Source organism: Ensifer sp. 38_S197 (assembly GCF_056924495.1).
Window position 1 is genome coordinate 43,560 of record NZ_JBXOVZ010000003.1, and the last position, 17,589, is coordinate 61,148.

Here is a 17,589-nt window from a genome sequence, read left to right on the forward strand (position 1 = left end):
TTGGATGATGAATTTTCAAGCTTTGCCGGAGCGGCCGGCTCCGTTTCGCGAGCGTCAGGCGCCCGAGAATTTCTTCCTGAGCAGCGCCACCCAGGGCATCGACAGGCGGTTCGAAGAGCGCAGCGTATCGAAGGTGACACCGACCAAAATGATTACGCCTATCACGAGCGGCTGCCAGTAAGCGCTGACGTTCAGCACGTTCATGAGGTTGGAGATCGTGGCAATCAGCGTCGCACCGATCATCGCGCCGTAAATGGACCCGATGCCGCCGAAGAGACTTACGCCGCCGACCACGGCACCCGCGATCGAGAAGAAAAGTTCGTCGCCGCGACCTGCGGTCGGGTAGCCGGTCATGAGACGCGAACCGTAGATCAGGCCGCCACATGCGCCGCAGAAACCCGAGATCGCGTAGACGAGGATAGTGATGCGCGACGTGTTGACACCCGCAAGGCGCGCAGCCTCCGCATTTCCGCCAACGGCAAAAATATGAGTTCCGGTCACCGTACGCTTGATGAAGACGGCGGCGGCTGCAATTGCGACTCCCAGGGCGATGACCGGGAACGGAATGCCAAAAATCTTCGCCTGACCGATGAAGCGATATCCGAAATCCATGACGCGTATGGACTCCGCGCCGGTAATGATCTGGGGAATTGAAGCCGCAACCCCCATCATAGCAAAGGTGACGATAAATGGCGGGACGCCGGTCTTATCAATGATCAGACCGTTGAGCGCGCCCGCAAGAGCGCCGACGAAAAGCACGAGAAGTGCCGCCACTGGCCACGGAAGGCCGACCGTTTCCATAAAGACTGCCGCGAGAACGCAGGTCATCGCCACGAGAGAGCCACACGAAAGATCAATTCCGCCTGTGAATAGGACGAACGATTGCCCAAGGCAAAGGAAGCCGATGACGGCGCCGTTCAGAAGGAGAACGAACATGTTCGACAAGGTCAGGAAGTTGGGCGACGCCAGCGATCCTGCGACCATGACGACCAGGAGAACGAACGCGATGCCGGCTTCCGCAGGGATGCGAATGCCCCGCCCTTCCTTGAGTTGAAGTTGTGTCATCTCTGTCATTGTTCCTCTCTCCCCTGAGCGAGGCTCTGGGCGGCGCGATAGGCCCGCCTGACCTCCTCAGCTCGTAGTGACGCCCGACTGTCGGGCTCAGCGACGATTTCGTATTTCGGTCTCCACTCTTCCGCGACGGCCTCAGTGGAGCGCCCAGTCAACGCAGCGGCCGCCTGCACCGCGGCACCCGCCGCAGCCGCCTCGGCCACATCGCAGGTCCAAACCGGCTTTCCAGTGAGGTCGGCCAAGGTCTGGCGGTACGCCTTGGAGCGCGACGCACCGCCCGTGACGATCAATCGTCCGTCTGTCTCGAGACCCCGAGCGGCGAGCAGATCCCCGCCTTCCAGCAGCCCGCAGATGACGCCTTCCACCGCCGCACGAGCAATCTGACCCGGTTCGACATCGCTGCGGATGCCAGTCAGAAAGCCTGTCGCGGACGGCAGGTCCGGCGTGCGCTCGCCGTCCAGGTATGGAACCAATACGAGGCCTCTGGCGCCAGGTTCGGTCTCAAGCGCCATCGCATCGAACTCTTCGGTCGAGGCGCGCAGAATGCGTCGAAACGCATCGGTGACTTTGGCGGAGTTGAGCGTGGTCACCATTGGAAGGAAGGCGTCCGCCGCGTCGGCATAACCATTGATCGCGCCAGTTTCGTCCCGAACTCCGATCGGCGTGCGGCCATAGATCGTTCCGCTGGTGCCGAAGGAAATGATGACGTCACCTTGGCGGATACCCATTCCGAGCGCAGCAGTCATGTTGTCGCCCGAACCGGCAGCAGCGAGTGCGCCGTGAAGCGTTTCGAGGCCATCGATCCGTTGGACCGGAGCCGAGACCTCGCTCGATCCGATGATCTCCGGAAGCACCCGCTCCCAGTCAACACCGGTTACCGCAAGGTCCGCCAGCTCGAAATCCCAGGCATTGTCGAACGGGTTAAAATAGCCCGTCCCCGATGAGACCCCCCGCTCAGTCGCGGCCCGTCCGGTCAAGCGGAAGAGCAGATAGTCGGACGGCAGCAAGATGTGCCGCGCCTTGGCGACCAGACCGGGGAGAACCCTCTCCGTCCAGGCGAGCTTGCTCACGGTAAGTGCGGAAGCCGGAACCGACCCCGTTCTGGCGGCCCATTCACCCAGCGGGAGCCGTTGACGGAGACCCGCGGAATCGACGGCCGATTCCGTATCGTTCCACAGCTTGGCATCCCGCAGGGCCACGCCGTCTGCATCAAGCATCACGAGACCATGCCCCTGTCCGCCCACCGAGACCGCGGCGATGCGCGGCAGAAACTCGGCAAGATCGCCGAAGGTGGCAAGTAGCGCTTGCCACCAGGCCTCTGGCGCCTGCTCGCTTCGTGGCGGCGTCGTCTTCGGATGGGGCTTGCGCGCCTCAGCGACGACCGCACCATCCTCGATGCGCCGCAACACGACGGTGCAGGACTGCGTGGAGGAGTCGATGCCGGCCACCAAGTCGCGAGACATGACCCTAAACTCCTACGCTGCTCAAGCGCTTCAGGCTTTCATCGGCGTCGCGACCCACCGCTCCGGACGGATGGGTGAAAAGCAGCTTGTCCCAGCCGTAGCCACGGGCGACCCGGCATACCTCAACGAGAGCATCGGTCACCGCCGCGGCGGCCAGCGAACTACCGGTGGCGACAACGGCCCCAAGATCGCTGTCGGCTGGCAACGTCAACGTGATGACGTGGTCAGACAAAGCGGCAAGCGGCGACGCCGGATCGGCAGTGATCGAAATCAGACCGGCGCAAAGAGTCTTAGCTCGCTCGCAGAAATCGTTCAGCTCAGCCGAGCTCCCACCCTTTGAGAGAGCAAGAACCCAATCCTCCGACTGAAGCACGCCCAGGCCGCCATGTAGACCATCGGCCGGCGGCAGATAGAACGCAGGCGTCCCACCGACGGAAAGGAGGTGGGCAGCACGACTGGCGATTGCACCAGAAGTGCCACTGCCGGTGACAAGGATCTTCCCTTTGCACTCAATGAAAATCTTCGCCACGGCTAGGAAGGCGTCATCGACGCCATCCAGCGTAGCGAGGATCGCCTCGGCATCCGACCGGATTACGTGTTTGGCTCGGTCAACCCATTCATGTTGCAGCTGCATGCGCACCTCCCTTGTCGAGAGCTGTGATACGCCCATCGCGCTAACTCGTCAAGTGAGTGCCTATGCGCTCATTTGAGCGTTATTAAGACTCGAGCTATAGCAGCCGTCTCGCCACTCCCGCGTCGGTGATCAGCGTGGTGATCCACCGTCCTTTCAAAACAGCACGGATCGACTCGACCTTCTCAAGACCGCCACCGATGCCGATCCGCTCGGGAACTTTTCGTAATTGCTCGGTGCTGATGCACAGGCCGGTCTCATCGAGCGGACTGTGGACCACATCGCCGTTCTGATCGATCAATGTGGCGCAGAGATCGGCGTGCACGTTTCGCTTCAAAGCGTCGCGTCGCCAATCTTCGGGAAAGCCAGAACAGAGGCACGATTCCTGCGGGCGCCATGATCCGATCCCAACAGCGAGCACGTCGATCTTGTCGTATCGGGACATGGCGTTGGAGATGGAGGTCTCGTTGCGAAGCCGATCGATCAAAGCTACGTCATCGACCCACATCGGTCCAAACAGCGGATATGCAACTCCCCCGCTTGCCCTGGCAAAGCGGTGCACGAGTTCCGTGGGATTCTGTGAAAGATCTAGACCTGCGGGGCTGCCGGCAGCCTGGACCACGTCCACCTTGGGCAGGTGCGTGAGTGCCTTCGCGGTGGCCGCAAGCGTTCGACCCCAGGATATGCCGAGCAGTTGTCCATCGTCCAAGGACTCATCGAGGTAGTCCGCGGCGAGAAGCCCAAGGGGTTCGAATAGCGAACTGGCTGGCAGGTCGGGTCCATCCAACACGAGCGCCGTTCTCAAGCCGTAGGCCTTGCTAAGCTTTTCGGCCAATGCGGTGTTGATGTCGCCCTGATCATTGATCTCGATCCGGACGATCCCATCAGCCACCGCCGTCTCGAGCAGCCGCGCCACCTTGAATCGCGAGATGCCCATGTCGTCCGCGATCTGGGATTTGGTATGCTGCTCGAGATAGAAGCGTCGCGCCACCAAAGACGCTTGCAACTTTTGAAGTGGACGGCGCGGCATCTGTGACAACCTCTGCTCATTTGTTGTAGTGTTCGCGACTTTTGGCAGAAAGATTGGCGATCGGCAATCGCGACGCCCTGATTGACGATCGAAGTTATTGCTTCTCGGCGAACCGTCCCTGGATTCGAGGGGCGTGAACTGTAACGCTCCCGCAAGAATCACCGTGTAGACAATCGCCAGCGGTATCCGTTCCACCTCTCTCCCCCCCGCTACGCAGTCTAAGAGCCGAGTAGTAAGAGAGCGGCCTGAATGACCAGGTTAGCCCATCGGCCTCATGTTCGAACACCAATCCCCACATAAAAAGCTCGCTAGTTCAGGCCGCGCGCGTTTGGGTTAGCATCGGGCGTCGAATTACGAGCTAAAGTGACCCTCTCCGGAGCACACCTTCTAGACTCACTGAGGCGATTGCCCCAAGAACTCGCGGGTAGACGTTTCCATCGAGGATCGCAGAGACGGCTTTACAATCTCTCACTTGACAACTTCACGGAACGCGGCCATATTCCAATCCTACTAGTTGGTAGGTTCATTTCCCGAGAGGACGCTTTTATGAAAACCAAGCTATTTGAAGGCCGCAAGCTTCTTGTTGTCGGCGGCACGAGCGGAATTGGTCTTGAGGTCGCCCGGATGGTTGCCGAGCAAGGCGGTGCCGTCGTTGTAGTCGGCAATCGTTCCGAGAAGGCCGAGGCGGCTCGTCAGGAGCTGGCCGCGATCGCCGGCGAGCAGAAGGTGGCCGCCTACGCGTCGGACCTGTCTGACGCGGTGAGCGTGAAGTCGCTGCTGGCCAAACTCGCTGCTGAGCAGGGCGACATGGATCTGCTGGTCAACACGGCAGGCATCTACTACCCGAAGGCGTTCCTGGAGCATTCCACCCAGGACTACGACAACTTCCTCGACCTCAACCGCTCCTTGTTCTTCATTACCCAACAGATAGCTGCGTCGTTGGTCGCCCGGAAGAAGCCAGGCTCGATCGTCAACGTGACCGCCGTCGCGGCCCGCCAGGCGATCGAAACTGTCCCGGCGTCTGCCTACTCGATGGCGAAGATCGGCCTGGACGCGATGACGAAGCACGTCGCTGCAGAACTGGCAGAGCACGGCATCCGCGTGAACTCGGTGAGCCCGGCAATCGTGGAAACCAAGATCTTCGAGCGCTTCATTCCGGGCGAGCAGTTGGGCGGTGCACTGGATGGGTTCAACAGTTTCCATCCTTTGGGTCGCAATGGCACGCCGCGCGACGTGGCCGAAACCGTCATTTTCCTTCTGTCGGACAAGGCCTCATGGGTCACCGGCGCTGTCTGGGACGTCGATGGCGGCGTCATGGCTGCTCGCAAGCTCGGCAAATAACTTCCTCAATCGAGATAGGTGAACTGAAATGGAAAAGAAATGGTTCGGAGAATTGACCGCGGTGGTCAAGCGCGTCACTCGTTTCAACAAGGTGAATGCTCCCGTGGCATCCGCGTTTCATAAGCTGGAAACCGCAACGCGCGATGGCAACGTGCTCGACGCCAAGACGCATGAGCTGATCTCCTTGGCGGTGGCGGTGACCACGCGCTGTGACGGCTGCATAGCCGCCCATGCGGGCGCGGCCAAGCGTGCCGGGGCCAGCAAGGAAGAGGTCGCTGCTGCCCTGGGCACTGCGATCGCGCTGAATGCTGGCGCCGCCTATGTGTACTCCTCCCGCGCCTTCGAGGCGTTTGAGGAACTGGAAGCGTGATACGACAGGGAACTGCGCTGGCAAGCGGTGCCAGCGCGGTCCTGAGGTGATGATTGACAAACTACCATGTGGTAGGTAGTCTACATCGGAAATAAGCGTAGTTAGGAGACGTTATGGCACTTGGAACACGCGATGCACTAGTGCAGACCGCTGAGAGTCTGATGCGCACGAAGGGTTATGCCGCCTTCAGCTACGCAGACCTCGCTGAAACGGTGGGCATCCGAAAGGCGAGCATCCACCATCACTTTCCCACCAAGGAAGACCTGGGGACTGCGATCGTCGAAGAGTACATCGATCGGGTGCGTGGTGATTTTGCCCAGATTGAACGTCAGCACGAAGGTGCCGTCGCTCGATTGGAGGCATTCTTCGGACTGTTTCGTGCCAGTTCGGACGGAGGGATGTTGCCCCTATGTGGCGCGCTGGCGGCCGAAATGTCAGCCCTTCCGCTGGGTCTGCAGCAGCTCACGCGCCGGTTCTTTGAGATGCAGTTGAAGTGGCTTGAAGCTGTCATGGAACAGGGAATGGACCGTGGGGAATTCCCGCGCGGATTAGGCGCTAGGCAAAAGGCCTTTGTCCTGTTGAGCCTGCTGGAAGGGTCCAGTTTCATCAATTGGGCGACGAAGGCCGGTGATCCGACGGACGATCGAATCGTCCGGCTCATTGTCCGGGAATCGTAAGCAGTTTCGTCAACGCTGTTAGCCAACCCCTTGCGGGCAAGCACAGCGTTCCTATATTTGAGCAAACACCCTACCTACTAGACGGTAGTTAAGGTAGTGCAGGAGAAGACGATGAAGAAGGTTCATGTCGAAATCTGGTCTGACTACGTGTGCCCGTGGTGCTGGATTGCCAAGCGGCGCTTTGAACAGGCCGTGGCGTCGTTGGCCGGTCAGGTCGAAGTCGTCGTCACCAACAAGGCCTATCGCTTGGCCAAGGGAACGGCGCCAATGGACTACCAGACCGCGCTCTACCAGAAGCTGGGCGGTGCCCTTGGAGCTGATCGGATGATGGCTGCGGTCCGTCGGCAAGGTCTTGCCGAGGGACTGGTCTACAACTTCGACACCATGCGTTTCGGCGACACCACCGCCGCCCACGCACTGGTCAAGAGCATCAGCTCGCCGGTTGTCGCACAGCTAATGAGCGAGCGGCTTTACAAGGCCGTAACGACCGACGGGCTCGACATTTTTGACCAGGACTTCCTCGCCTCGTTGGCCAAGCAAGTCGGCGTGTCCGACACGCTCGAATTCGACCCCGTACGGGCCGGTTCCGAAATCGCTCGCGATGAGGCGGAGGCAAACAGCATCGCCAATGGTGTGCCGCTGTTCCTCCTCAACGGCAAGACTTTTCTGTCCGGAGCGCGTGAGGCCGTCGTGTTCGAAAAGGCGCTTCGTGACGCAGCAATCGAGGTTCCGGTGGCTCTGGACGAAAGCGAAGGCGAGAGCTGCGGAATCGACGGCTGCCACTGAGCCCAACCAAATCAAATTCCAATCCGGATCTGAGGCAGCGGCCCCATCGCCCCTCCGCAGGTCTTCCACGCGCCGAAAGCGCATATTGAAAGGACCTTTCAAATGACCAACAAACTCAACGGTATCGACGTCGCTGCCCTGCAGACATTTGCACAGGAAGTCGCGGCAACCACCGAACCCGCAAAGCGCAGTGCCCGTTTCAACGTCAAGACGAAGTGGGAGAACCAGACCCGCACCGTGGCGACCGTGAGCCGCTACGCGATCCGCGGCGAGGAATACCAGCGCCACTTTGAAATCGCAGCGGATGAACCGCTGGAATTCCTTGGCCAGAACACCGCGCCCAACCCCCAGGAACTGCTGATGGCCGCCCTCAACGCGTGCTTGTCGGTGGGCTATGCGGTCAACGCTGCCGCAATGGGCATCACCATTCACAGCCTGGAAATCGAGACCGATGGCGAGCTCGATCTGCGTGGCGTGCTGGGCCTCGATGAGAGTGTCAACCCGGGCTACGACGAGGTGAGCTACGTGGTGCGGCTGCACACCGATGGATCGCGCGAGCAGGTGGAAGAGCTGCACCGCAACGTGACCAAGACCTCGGTGAACTACGCGAACTTCTCCAAGGCAATCCGCATGGTTCCCAAGCTGGAGGTCCTGGAGGGCTGAGCCCCCAATCGTCCCTTCACTGCATTTGCAACAGCAGCTCCGATCGGGGCTGCGCATCCAATCGAGAGACCCATCATGAGCAAGCTGTTCACCCCCTACGATCTGTCTGGCCTGCAGTTGGCCAACCGCGTCGTCATGGCGCCGATGACCCGTACCCGCACGCCCGAGAACATCCCCAGCGATCTGACTGCGTTGTACTACGCGCAGCGTGCGTCGGCCGGGCTGATCATCACCGAGGGCCTGCCGGTATCCGACGAAGGCCGCGGCTACCTCTATACGCCCGGTCTCTATACCGATGAGCAGACCGAAGGCTGGCGCAAGGTCACCGATGCAGTCCACGCCAAGGGCGGCAAGATCTTCGCCCAGCTCTGGCACGTCGGCCGCCTGTCCCACGTCTCGCTGCAGCCGGGCAACGCCGCGCCGGTGTCGTCGGGGGAGGTGCCGGCGACCACCACGATGGTCTACGCATGGGTCGAGCCCGGCAAGGAAGGCCCGGTACTGCCGAGCAAGCCGCGTGCTTTGACCACCGATGAGGTCAAGCGTGTCATCCAGGACTTCGCCTCGTCGGCACGCCGGGCGATGGACGCAGGTTTCGATGGCGTCGAACTGATGGCCGCCAACGCGTTCCTGTTCGACCAGTTCCTGAGCAGCAAGCTCAATACCCGCACCGACCAGTACGGTGGGTCGATCGAGAACCGCCAGCGCCTGCTGCTGGAGACCATCGATGCGATGGCTGCGGAAATCGGTGGCGAAAAGGTGGGCGTGCGTGTTTCGCCGTTCGGTCGCATCTACGACATGGAAGCCTTCGAAGGCGAAGCCGAGACTTGGGCCAGCGTTGCAGCGGCCCTGAACGAACGGGAGCTGGCCTTCGTGCATCTGAACTACCAGACCACGATTTCGGCGGCCGGTACGCCAGCTGGTTTCGGCGCCGCGTTCCGCGAGGCCTTTCAGGGCACGCTGATCGGCGCGGGCGGTTTCACCCAGGAGCTGGCCGAGACCGAGCTTGCCAAGGGCGAACTCGACCTGATCGCGTTCGGCACCAACTTCATCTCCAACCCCGATCTGGTGGAGCGGATGAAGAATGGCTGGCAATTGGCCGAGCCGGACCGCTCGACGTTCTACGGCGTCATTGGCGCCAAGGGCTATACGGACTACCCGACCTACGATGCCGACGGCAGTCGCGCGGCAATCGGTTGACCAATCACGCGCCCCAAAGATGAGGTTTTGAAATGGCTACTCGTAGCACAACCACCTTCGATTTCGAGGACGACGTTATCCAGAGCAAGACGCCGGTTCTGGTGGACTTTTGGGCACCGTGGTGCCCGCCCTGCCGGGCTATTGCTCCCTCCCTGGAGGAGATCTCCGACGAACTCGAAGGGAAGCTCCAGGTTATCAAGGTCGATATCGATCAGAACCCCGAGTTGGCTCAGCGCTTTGGGGTGCGGTCCATTCCGACGTTGAAAGTCTTCGTGGACGGCAAAGTCGCCAAGGAAATCGTTGGCGCGATGCCCAAGCAGGCGCTGCAGGCGCACGTCGCTCCATTCGTAATGGGCGAGTAGTCACAACCAGGCAGCCGGCCTCTTGCGGTCGGCTGTCCAAGGAAAGGGTGAAGCGATGAACATGTCCGTGCCTTTATGGGTCGGGAAGGTGGAAGAGCTCGACGCCACAGGATTCAATCGCTTGGCCCGGTCCACCACCGATCCGCTCCTGCTTTACATCGGTGCTCCCTGGTGCCCTCCATGCAAAACCATGGAGCCCGCCTTTGAGGCCGCAGCCGCAGCCATGGGTGAACAGGTTCGATTTCTTAAAGTGAATGCTGCCATTGACCCTCAGTTGTTGAATTCACTGAAGGTCGCAGCTGTGCCGATGCTGCTGCTGTATGACGAACATGGCAAGGAACTGGGCCGCTTCTTGGGCAACTTGTCTACCTCTCAAATTGAGCGCTGGGTTCAAACAAAATTCGTTGAATCAAGCCAATAGGCGTCAAGCGCAGATCTCGGCAGGTTCGAACCGAGCCGTCTCCTTAGGGAGGCTGGTTGTGCACTACGCCAGCGAGTTCCCTAAGTCCTTTATATCTAAGCAATAAATGGCAAGACGGCGAGAAGTGGTGCCGGAGATTGGGGTCGGTCGATGATGCCCGAGCGTGACGATCACCGCTGATCACACGTGTGCTCGTCGAGTCCCTTCGATGCACGACACTGGGTTCCGTAGCAAACTCTTCAGTAAAAGTCCGTGGCATTGTTCTCCGATGTGTTCCGGGGATTTCGAATGTTCAAGGGCCGCAATTTCGATCAGTCCGTCATCCTATTGTTGTGTCCGTTGGTATCTGGCCTACGGCCTGAGCCTGCGCGACCTGAAGGAAATGAGGGCTGAACGAGGCATATCGACCATTCGACGATCCACCGCTTCGTGCATTTCTCGCCCTTGCTGTTGGGGCGCTACCATCGGCACAAGCGTGCCGTCACCGCGAAATAGCACGCCGACGAGACCTATATTAAGGTTCTCAATGGATGTATCTCTATCGCGCCGTCGACAGCAGCGGTGACACAGTCGAGTTCTGGCTCAGCGAGCATCGTGACCTTTCTGCCGCCAAACGCTTCTTGCCGCGGTGGTAGCAGGACATGGCGTTTTCTTTCTGACAAAGAGGGCGGCACATTACTACGCCACCCCACGCCTAACTTTTGTGGAAGTGAGTTTGCCGCCTATCCACTCCGCGTTCGTCTGGAGGAGTGGCGACAGTCGCCCATCAATCGCTGCGTTGAACCAAACTCTGAATCGCATTGCACGAGAAGCAAAGATCAGTGAATCTCCGCCGAAATAATGTTCTTCCGGGCAGCCCGATCACCAGCCTGTTCGAGGGCCAGCTGTCGATGAACAACGGCTACCTGGAAATCCGTTCGGGTCTGGGCGGAAACGCTACCCAGACATCGGTGAAAGGCGTGTTCGCCGCCAGTGACGTCGCCGACCAGCACTACCGCCAGCCAATCACCTCGGCTGGCTTCGGCTCCATGGCTGAGCTCGATGCCGAACGCTATCTGGATTCTTCGGGAGCTTGAGGCAACTGTGCACCCGCCCTGCTGTCTGCATAGGGAGGCCGCAGCGCGGGACCAGCAGGAAAGCAACGAGCGTCTGCGCAATAAATCGGACAGCATCCGAGATAGAGAGACTGTTTGGAAAATCCCTTAAAGCGCCCCGCGGGCCGAAATCGCACGGGTTATTCGTTCGAGAGCATCATCGACGGTTGAGCGCGGGCAGGCGAGATTGATCCGCATAAATCCTTCCCCTTCCACGCCAAATTTCGGGCCGTTGTCGAGCCAGACCTTCGCCTTCGTGAGGAAAAAGCGATTCAGTTCATCTGCATCGGAGATAAAACGCCGGCAATCCATCCAGGCAAGATAGAGCGCATCCGCATGCAACACGTCTATGCCGACGGCTGCCTTGCGAAGTTCGTCGGCGAAGTACCGCTGGTTTGCGCGCAGATAGGCGAGCATCTCTTCGAGCCATGGTTCTCCATGCAAATACGCGGCTTCCGCAGCCACCATACCGAGGATGTTGACCAGCTCGAATGCATTGCGGTCGAGTTGACGGCTGAACTCCTCCCGCAATCGCCTGTTCGGGATCAGGACGTTTGCGCTCTGCAGTCCGGCCAGATTGAAGGTCTTGCTCGGCGACGTGCAGGTTACGCTGTTCTGCCGGAACTCCTCGCTCAAGGAGGCAAACGGGATGTGACGTTTTGCAGCGTTTAGAACAAGATCTTCATGGATCTCGTCGGCAATTACCAGCACACCGCGCCGCATGCAGATTTCACCCATCACCTGCAGTTCGTCAGCTGACCAGACGTTGCCTGTGGGATTATGCGGATTGCACAGGATGAACAGTTTGGTGTTTGGCAAAATGGCGCGCTCGAAGGCGACTGGGTCAAAACTATAACGGCCGTTTTCGAGAGCTAGCGGTGCGTTCGTGATCCGTCGTCCGTTAGCGAGGACGTCATCCCGAAAGTGAGCGTAAACGGGAGGCTGAATAAGCACACTGTCACCGGGATGCGAAAAGGCTTGGACCGCAGTTTTCACTGCCTGAATGATGCCAGCTGTTTGAACAATCCAGTCCGAAGAAATATCCCAATCAAAGCGCTTCCCCTGCCAGCTTACGACAGCATTCAGGTACGAGGTTGTTGCGCCGTTCGGGTATCCAAACACCCCATGATCGACCGCTTCATGCAGCGCCTCGAAGAACGGCGGGCGGCGCGCGAAAATCCATATCCGCGACCCACATCGCAAGCAACTCTGGATCGGGCTCTGGGCCAGTCAAGAACTTGGCTGCCCCCGCCCACTTCATTGAATTGGAGGAGCGCCTGTCGATGACTGTATCGAAATCGAATTTCGTCTTTTCGGTTCCACTCTCGCGATTCACTATGAGCGTCATTTCCAGTCCCGCCTCTTTGCACACACTATACCTACTAGTAGGTATAACTCACGTCAATATGCTCTCGCTGCGCTGACCTGCCACGGTGTTGATTTGCACTGAGAAGTGACCCGGCATTGCCGGATATGTTCATCCAGAATTGACCCATGTTTTGAACCTTGCTCCGCGTGTTTTCAGCGGGAGCTATGGAGTGATCGACATAGGGTTATTGCGCGTGATCCGACGCTGGCATTTTAGAGAGCATTTATCGATCCGGGAGATATGTCGCAGGATCGGCCTATCCCGGATACCATCCGTAAGTACTGCGGTTGGATGCGTCGAGCCGAAGTCCAAGGTTCCGGAGAATGCCCTCGGGCTGCCGGTTCGCTCCGGACAACAGAACGACATGGCTCCCGCTTGTGACCTCGTGCGAGGATTGCCGGCCAAGCAAGTGCTTGCCGACCGCGCCTGCGATGCCGACAGCCGACATCATCCTCGACCAAGGCGGCGAACCGGTCATTCCGCCGCGTCGCCATCGCAAATATCAGCATGGCTATGATCGCATCGCTTACAAACAGCGATGGGGTATCGAGAGCTTCTTCGCCAAGCTCAAACAATGGCGTCGGATACGACAAACTCGCCCAAAACTTCCTTGGCTTCACAAGTTGGCAAGCATCATGTTTTGGATCAAATGATTAATTCGTCACTACTAGGGCATTCTTGTCGGCCATCCGGTATTCCTCGTCGGTTTCGCATGGCGCCCTCAGGGCATCATGTCGTGCAAACAGGACAACTTGTCGGGAACCACGGACTTTGCCGCAGGCGCGGGATAAGACCCCAGAGTTCCGGAGTTCCGCAGTGCTGGCGCAACGGCTGCTCTTCGAGCTTTTCTGCAGGACGATCGGTTCGGCACAAAAGTTGAGCGTTGCGGGACAGTTCGATGGCAAATTTCGCGCTAGCTTGATTGTGTCAACTTCAGAAAGGCAGACCCACTCATGAATCACATACTTCGCGCCATCACCTTCAGCGGAGCATTCCTTGCGATGGGAAGCGCATTTGCATCTGATTTCATCGTTTCCAGTCCCAGGTCCGGTAAACCTCTTTCCGAAGCACAATTTGCCAATGGCTTCGGATGCACCGGTGGAAACCTCTCCCCCCAGATCTCCTGGAAAAACGCTCCCAAAGGCACAAAGAGCTTTGCAGTCTCGATGTATGATCCGGATGCCCCGACCGGCTCTGGCTGGTGGCATTGGGTTGCCATCAATATCCCGGCCTCCGTATCCGAATTGCCTGAAGGTGCCGGGTCGACTATGGACAAGATGCCGGCCGGATCGATGATGACCGGCACAGATGTGGGTCAGTCCGCCTATTTCGGCGCTTGCCCCCCCAAAGGTGAAACGCATCGTTATGTCATCACGGTCAAAGCCTTAGGCGTTGAAAAGCTCGACCTCTCACCCAACACTTCGGGCGCCCTGGTCGGTTTCATGACCAACGCCAACAAGTTGGCCGAGGCGACAATTACATTCAAGGCAGGACGCTGAATGAACCGCGCCGACGCAGAGGTAAAGCGGGTAATTCATACTCGCGCTGGCGTCGGCGCGACAGCCGGCATAATTCAACGCGAGGCGCTCCGCTTCAGTCGACTGACGTTTGATCAGCCGACCCTAATCGTGGTGCGGCGTGGAGAAAAGATCTTCACAGCCGCCAAGGAAGAATGGCTGGTAAAGTCAGGCGAGGCGGTCGTTATCGCCAAGGGACATCGCTTCGACATAACCAACCGCCCGGATGCCAATGGCAGCTATCAAGCGAATTGGCTCGTGTTTGAACCGGAAGTCCTTCAATCTTGCGCATCGGTTGCGCCCCCGATGTCTCAACCTCTCCATTCGCTCGGCCGCTTAGAGATCGACTTTATGGAGGCTTTCGCGCGCGCGCGGGATGCAATCCAGAACCCGGCGGTTGTCCCGCATGAGATTGCGCGGCACAGGATGACGGAAATTCTTCTGTGGCTTAACCAGCGGGGTGTGAGTCTGGCAGACACACTCCCCAATACGTTCTCGCAACGCGTGCGCGAAATACTGATGGCGACGCTAGATGGAACCTGGACGGCGGCAATTGTCTCGCGTCAACTTCATATGAGCGAGGCGACCCTGCGGCGGCATCTCGCCGCGGAAGGCTCGAGCCTCAGCTCCCTTCTTGCTGACGTGCGGATGTCGCATGCACTTTCGCTCCTGCAGTCGACGGATCTGCCTGTGGGCAACATCGCTCGCGATGTCGGCTACGAATCGGCTTCCCGATTTGCGACCCGGTTTCGCAAGCGCTTTGGATTCACGCCCACCGCTGTTCGAGGTCATCGACGCCACAATTCTCTCTCAGCCCCAACGCACGCCTCGTGGAGGGAGGAGGTCGCTCACCCAAAGGCACGCCGCCGATAATTTTGAGCAGGCAGAGGGCGGTCACCGAGACGCGTGCTCATCGATGTGTGAAGTTGGAGCGCCTTCTATTTCGTGATGACATAAGCTTTGCCATTTTTGCAGCGCGGGAAGGAACTGGAAACGTTATCGGTTCCTCACTTAAAGCACGGAACCTCTGACCTTCGGGCCTCAGGGATATTTCGGCTTCCCGATCTAAAGTTCCAAAGAGTGCAATTTCGGCCGCTGTAGCTGAGTGAGTGAGTGGCTGAATGCTCGCCAGGGCAGGGGCTGAAGGCGTCACGCCCTCTGTCTCGGTGTTGCGGTACCGATTTTGGGACGTTTGTTGCTCTTATTTCGGAGACCATTCGCAACAACGAACGGCACTGTAGCGCGGCCTGCTGAGGCCGTTGTTGCTTTTTATTGCGTTTCGAAGTTCAGGGCACTGTTCCGTTGCAGGTTCCTCGGAGCCATGGAGATGACCTCGTTGAGGAGGACTGGATCCCCGACCAAAACCACGGTTTCGACGGCCCGAGTGATGGCGGTGTAAAGCATGGTCCTGTCCAAGAGCCTGGATCGGACCAGAGGAATGATTACCCGGCTGAAGGCGGAGCCTTGCGCCTTATGAACGCTGATCGCCCAACCGTGGGTCAGCTTTTCGAGGTCGGTCGCCGTGATAGCGTCCTCGGCGCCGTCGTCGAAGACGACCCAAGCGCCCTTGGGATCGGCCTTCGTCACAACGCCGAGGGACCCATTCATGAAGCCTGAGCAGATGGGTTCGCCCGTGGCCTTGTCGAGCACCGGATTGCCCACTGCATCGAACCGCGGCGACTTCGAGTAATCGTTCTTGAGCCACATAATCTTGGAACCGACGCTCAGGCCCCAATCGTCGATATCAGGCTGGCGGGCCATGTATTCCGCCTCTATGGCGCGGTTTAGCTCCTTCGACCCGGCCGGACCGTTCTTCGCCTGGGTTAGAATCTGAACTTTGTCGTGCAGGGCGGCGATTCGGCCATAGGCTGGAGGCTGACCGCACATGGCACGGAACGCGGCCAAGGTTCGTGCCGCCACTTCCTCCTTCTGCGCGGGAAACAGGTACACGCCAGGCGACAGAGCCAAGTTTGGATCGAACCGGCGCAAATCGACGGCCTTGCCCGACCGGACCGCAGCCGCGACGACAGGAATGCCGGTGGCGTCATCCTGACGGTGGACAACATCGAGGGTGACCGAAGGAATGCCGGTCGTCTTGACCATCGTATGGAACGGCAGGCCCGGTCCGATTGGCGGAAGCTGCCCTGGATCGCCGATGAAGATCAGATTGACCTCGGTCGGCAACTGCGTGAGCACCCGGTAGATCGAGGGCGTGTCGAGCATCGAGGACTCGTCGAAGATGATCGTCCCGGCCCGAACCCGGCGGCCTGCGTCCTCGATGTCGTGGACCAACCGGGAGAGTGTGCTTCCCGGACGACCGGTAGCCTCGGTAATCCTTCTGACCGCGCGTCCTGCAAGCGCCACCTGCAAGTGCTCGATCCCGTCGCGCCGGGTAGCCGGGAGATCGTTCCGCAATGTTTCCAGCGCAGCGAGGATCGCCCGGACGACCGTCGTCTTGCCCGTTCCCGCGCCCCCGCTGATGACGCAGATGCCGCAGGAGGTTGCCATGAACACCGCCTCGCGCTGGGCATCGGTAAGGGGGTAGCCGATCTCCCGCTCGACCTTGGCGATGGCATCGACGATGAGGTTTCCGTCGCAGTCCGGAAGCTGCCGACGAACCCGCTCCGCGATCAGTTGCGCGAGCTCGTCCTCCATGAACCGGCATGCCCGCGACTGCAGCATCTCAGGGGTCGGAGACACCACACGGCCGCTCTCCAGCGCGACGTTGACGGCCCGCGCCGGATCGCCGTTCCAAGGCGCCAGCAGTCGGCGAACCAGTTGCTTGACGACGGGAGCAGGGGAGGCCATGTGCCCCGATCGGAACCGAATGGCCAACGCCTCCTCGACCGCCGCGGCAAGCCGCTTCTCGTCGTCGAGAGCGACGCCAAGACGGAGTGCGCGCCCATCGACATCCTGCCATGCTTCTAGAAGCGTCATGGTGTAGGGATCGGCCTTGATCCGCTCGAGTGCCCTGGCACCCCAGATACGAGCCGCTGCGCCCGCCACGCGGGGCGAGACGCCGTACCGATCCAGCCAGCGGAAGATTTCGACCTCCTCGGCGAGCATTCCGAATCCGTCGACGATGGCGATGGCTCGATCAGCGCCGACGACCTCCGCAAGTGCCTTCAAGTCCCTATTCCGGATGTAGTCATAGATAGTCTCGCCGAACTGCCCCCACAGCTTCTCCGCCGTCGCCCAACCGATACCGGGAAAGCGCTTGTCGGTGGCCAGATGCCGGATGATCGCCCTGCCTTTCGTCACCAGCGGGAGCGACACTTCGGCATGGAGCTGGGGGCCGTATTCCGGATGGGTCTTGATGGGGCCAGTGACGCGCCAGGTCTCGCCAACTGCTGGGTCGCGCGGCGACCTCCTGGAAGGAACGAGGGCACGACGGAGCTGCTCGGTTTCGTCTCGACCGATGATCACATGGTCGCCGAACCGGCTGGCATGAACGGAGGTGATGGACAACTCCCAGGAGGACTGCTCAGAACGCTCACCAAGGACCAGGGCCGTCTGCCCCTCTGCGCCACCCCGTCGTTCCGCGGCCCCTGCCATGGCGTCCGGCTCTCCGTTCACTGCGGCCACCCACGACGTGCC

17 protein-coding genes and 2 pseudogenes are annotated in these 17,589 nt (G+C 59.7%); 13 read left to right on the forward strand and 6 right to left on the reverse strand.

Annotated features, from left to right (window positions below):
* Positions 1–54: 54 nt before the first annotated feature.
* From AC1Z3V_RS32610 to AC1Z3V_RS32625, 4 genes are all read right to left on the reverse strand, one after another.
* Complete coding sequence (locus AC1Z3V_RS32610) at positions 55–1,074, reverse strand: ABC transporter permease (protein WP_483504228.1); 1,020 nt, start codon at positions 1,072–1,074, stop codon at positions 55–57.
* Entirely contained in the window at positions 1,071–2,534 is a 1,464-nt protein-coding gene (xylB, locus tag AC1Z3V_RS32615) for a xylulokinase (RefSeq protein ID WP_483504229.1), read from the reverse strand. Before xylB ends, AC1Z3V_RS32610 begins: the two co-directional genes overlap by 4 nt.
* A 4-nt stretch (positions 2,535–2,538) precedes the next feature.
* Positions 2,539–3,168, reverse strand: coding sequence for an SIS domain-containing protein (locus tag AC1Z3V_RS32620; RefSeq protein ID WP_483504230.1), 630 nt, complete (start codon positions 3,166–3,168; stop codon positions 2,539–2,541).
* Between the two features lie 94 nt (positions 3,169–3,262).
* Positions 3,263–4,390 (reverse strand): sugar-binding transcriptional regulator, encoded by a 1,128-nt coding sequence (locus AC1Z3V_RS32625; protein ID WP_483504231.1) that lies wholly within the window; start codon positions 4,388–4,390, stop codon positions 3,263–3,265.
* A gap of 351 nt (positions 4,391–4,741) precedes the next feature.
* Between AC1Z3V_RS32625 and AC1Z3V_RS32630 the strand changes: the two genes are divergently transcribed.
* The 10 genes and pseudogenes from AC1Z3V_RS32630 to AC1Z3V_RS32675 all read left to right on the forward strand — a co-directional run bounded on the left by AC1Z3V_RS32630 (position 4,742) and on the right by AC1Z3V_RS32675 (position 11,088).
* Complete coding sequence (locus AC1Z3V_RS32630; RefSeq protein ID WP_483504232.1) at positions 4,742–5,536, forward strand: SDR family NAD(P)-dependent oxidoreductase; 795 nt, start codon at positions 4,742–4,744, stop codon at positions 5,534–5,536.
* 28 nt (positions 5,537–5,564) lie between these two features.
* On the forward strand, positions 5,565–5,906 hold the full coding sequence (locus AC1Z3V_RS32635; RefSeq protein ID WP_483504233.1) for a carboxymuconolactone decarboxylase family protein: 342 nt from the start codon (positions 5,565–5,567) through the stop codon (positions 5,904–5,906).
* 113 nt (positions 5,907–6,019) lie between these two features.
* Positions 6,020–6,583 carry a TetR/AcrR family transcriptional regulator gene (locus AC1Z3V_RS32640; RefSeq protein WP_483504234.1) on the forward strand — a complete coding sequence of 188 codons (564 nt, stop codon included), beginning with the start codon at positions 6,020–6,022 and terminating at the stop codon, positions 6,581–6,583.
* Positions 6,584–6,694: 111 nt separating this feature from the next.
* On the forward strand, positions 6,695–7,369 hold the full coding sequence (locus tag AC1Z3V_RS32645) for a DsbA family oxidoreductase (protein WP_483504235.1): 675 nt from the start codon (positions 6,695–6,697) through the stop codon (positions 7,367–7,369).
* A gap of 102 nt (positions 7,370–7,471) precedes the next feature.
* Positions 7,472–8,032, forward strand: coding sequence for an OsmC family protein (locus tag AC1Z3V_RS32650; RefSeq protein ID WP_086613897.1), 561 nt, complete (start codon positions 7,472–7,474; stop codon positions 8,030–8,032).
* Between the two features lie 75 nt (positions 8,033–8,107).
* Complete coding sequence (locus tag AC1Z3V_RS32655; RefSeq protein WP_483504236.1) at positions 8,108–9,229, forward strand: alkene reductase; 1,122 nt, start codon at positions 8,108–8,110, stop codon at positions 9,227–9,229.
* Positions 9,230–9,261: 32 nt separating this feature from the next.
* On the forward strand, positions 9,262–9,591 hold the full coding sequence (gene trxA / locus AC1Z3V_RS32660) for a thioredoxin (RefSeq protein ID WP_483504237.1): 330 nt from the start codon (positions 9,262–9,264) through the stop codon (positions 9,589–9,591).
* Positions 9,592–9,646: 55 nt separating this feature from the next.
* Complete coding sequence (locus AC1Z3V_RS32665; protein WP_483504238.1) at positions 9,647–10,012, forward strand: thioredoxin family protein; 366 nt, start codon at positions 9,647–9,649, stop codon at positions 10,010–10,012.
* Positions 10,013–10,300: 288 nt separating this feature from the next.
* Positions 10,301–10,632: pseudogene (locus AC1Z3V_RS32670) on the forward strand (IS6 family transposase); the annotation flags it as partial.
* A 201-nt stretch (positions 10,633–10,833) separates the two neighbouring features.
* The gene (locus tag AC1Z3V_RS32675) at positions 10,834–11,088 is read left to right on the forward strand and encodes a hypothetical protein (protein ID WP_483504239.1); all 255 of its coding nucleotides are present in this window, start codon (positions 10,834–10,836) and stop codon (positions 11,086–11,088) included.
* Positions 11,089–11,214: 126 nt separating this feature from the next.
* Here the strand turns inward: AC1Z3V_RS32675 and AC1Z3V_RS32680 are convergent, their stop codons facing one another.
* Positions 11,215–12,309 (reverse strand): MalY/PatB family protein, encoded by a 1,095-nt coding sequence (locus AC1Z3V_RS32680; protein ID WP_483504240.1) that lies wholly within the window; start codon positions 12,307–12,309, stop codon positions 11,215–11,217.
* A 488-nt stretch (positions 12,310–12,797) separates the two neighbouring features.
* Between AC1Z3V_RS32680 and AC1Z3V_RS32685 the strand changes: the two are divergent.
* The 3 genes and pseudogenes from AC1Z3V_RS32685 to AC1Z3V_RS32695 form a co-directional block, all read left to right on the forward strand.
* Positions 12,798–13,128, forward strand: a pseudogene (locus AC1Z3V_RS32685) (transposase); the annotation flags it as partial.
* Positions 13,129–13,428: 300 nt separating this feature from the next.
* Positions 13,429–13,974, forward strand: coding sequence for a YbhB/YbcL family Raf kinase inhibitor-like protein (locus AC1Z3V_RS32690; RefSeq protein WP_483504241.1), 546 nt, complete (start codon positions 13,429–13,431; stop codon positions 13,972–13,974).
* Positions 13,975–14,865 (forward strand): helix-turn-helix transcriptional regulator, encoded by an 891-nt coding sequence (locus tag AC1Z3V_RS32695; RefSeq protein ID WP_483504242.1) that lies wholly within the window; start codon positions 13,975–13,977, stop codon positions 14,863–14,865.
* Positions 14,866–15,261: 396 nt separating this feature from the next.
* Here the strand turns inward: AC1Z3V_RS32695 and AC1Z3V_RS32700 are convergent, their stop codons facing one another.
* Positions 15,262–17,577: an AAA family ATPase gene (locus tag AC1Z3V_RS32700; RefSeq protein WP_483504243.1), complete on the reverse strand. Its 2,316-nt coding sequence runs from the start codon at positions 17,575–17,577 to the stop codon at positions 15,262–15,264.
* Positions 17,578–17,589: the final 12 nt, after the last annotated feature.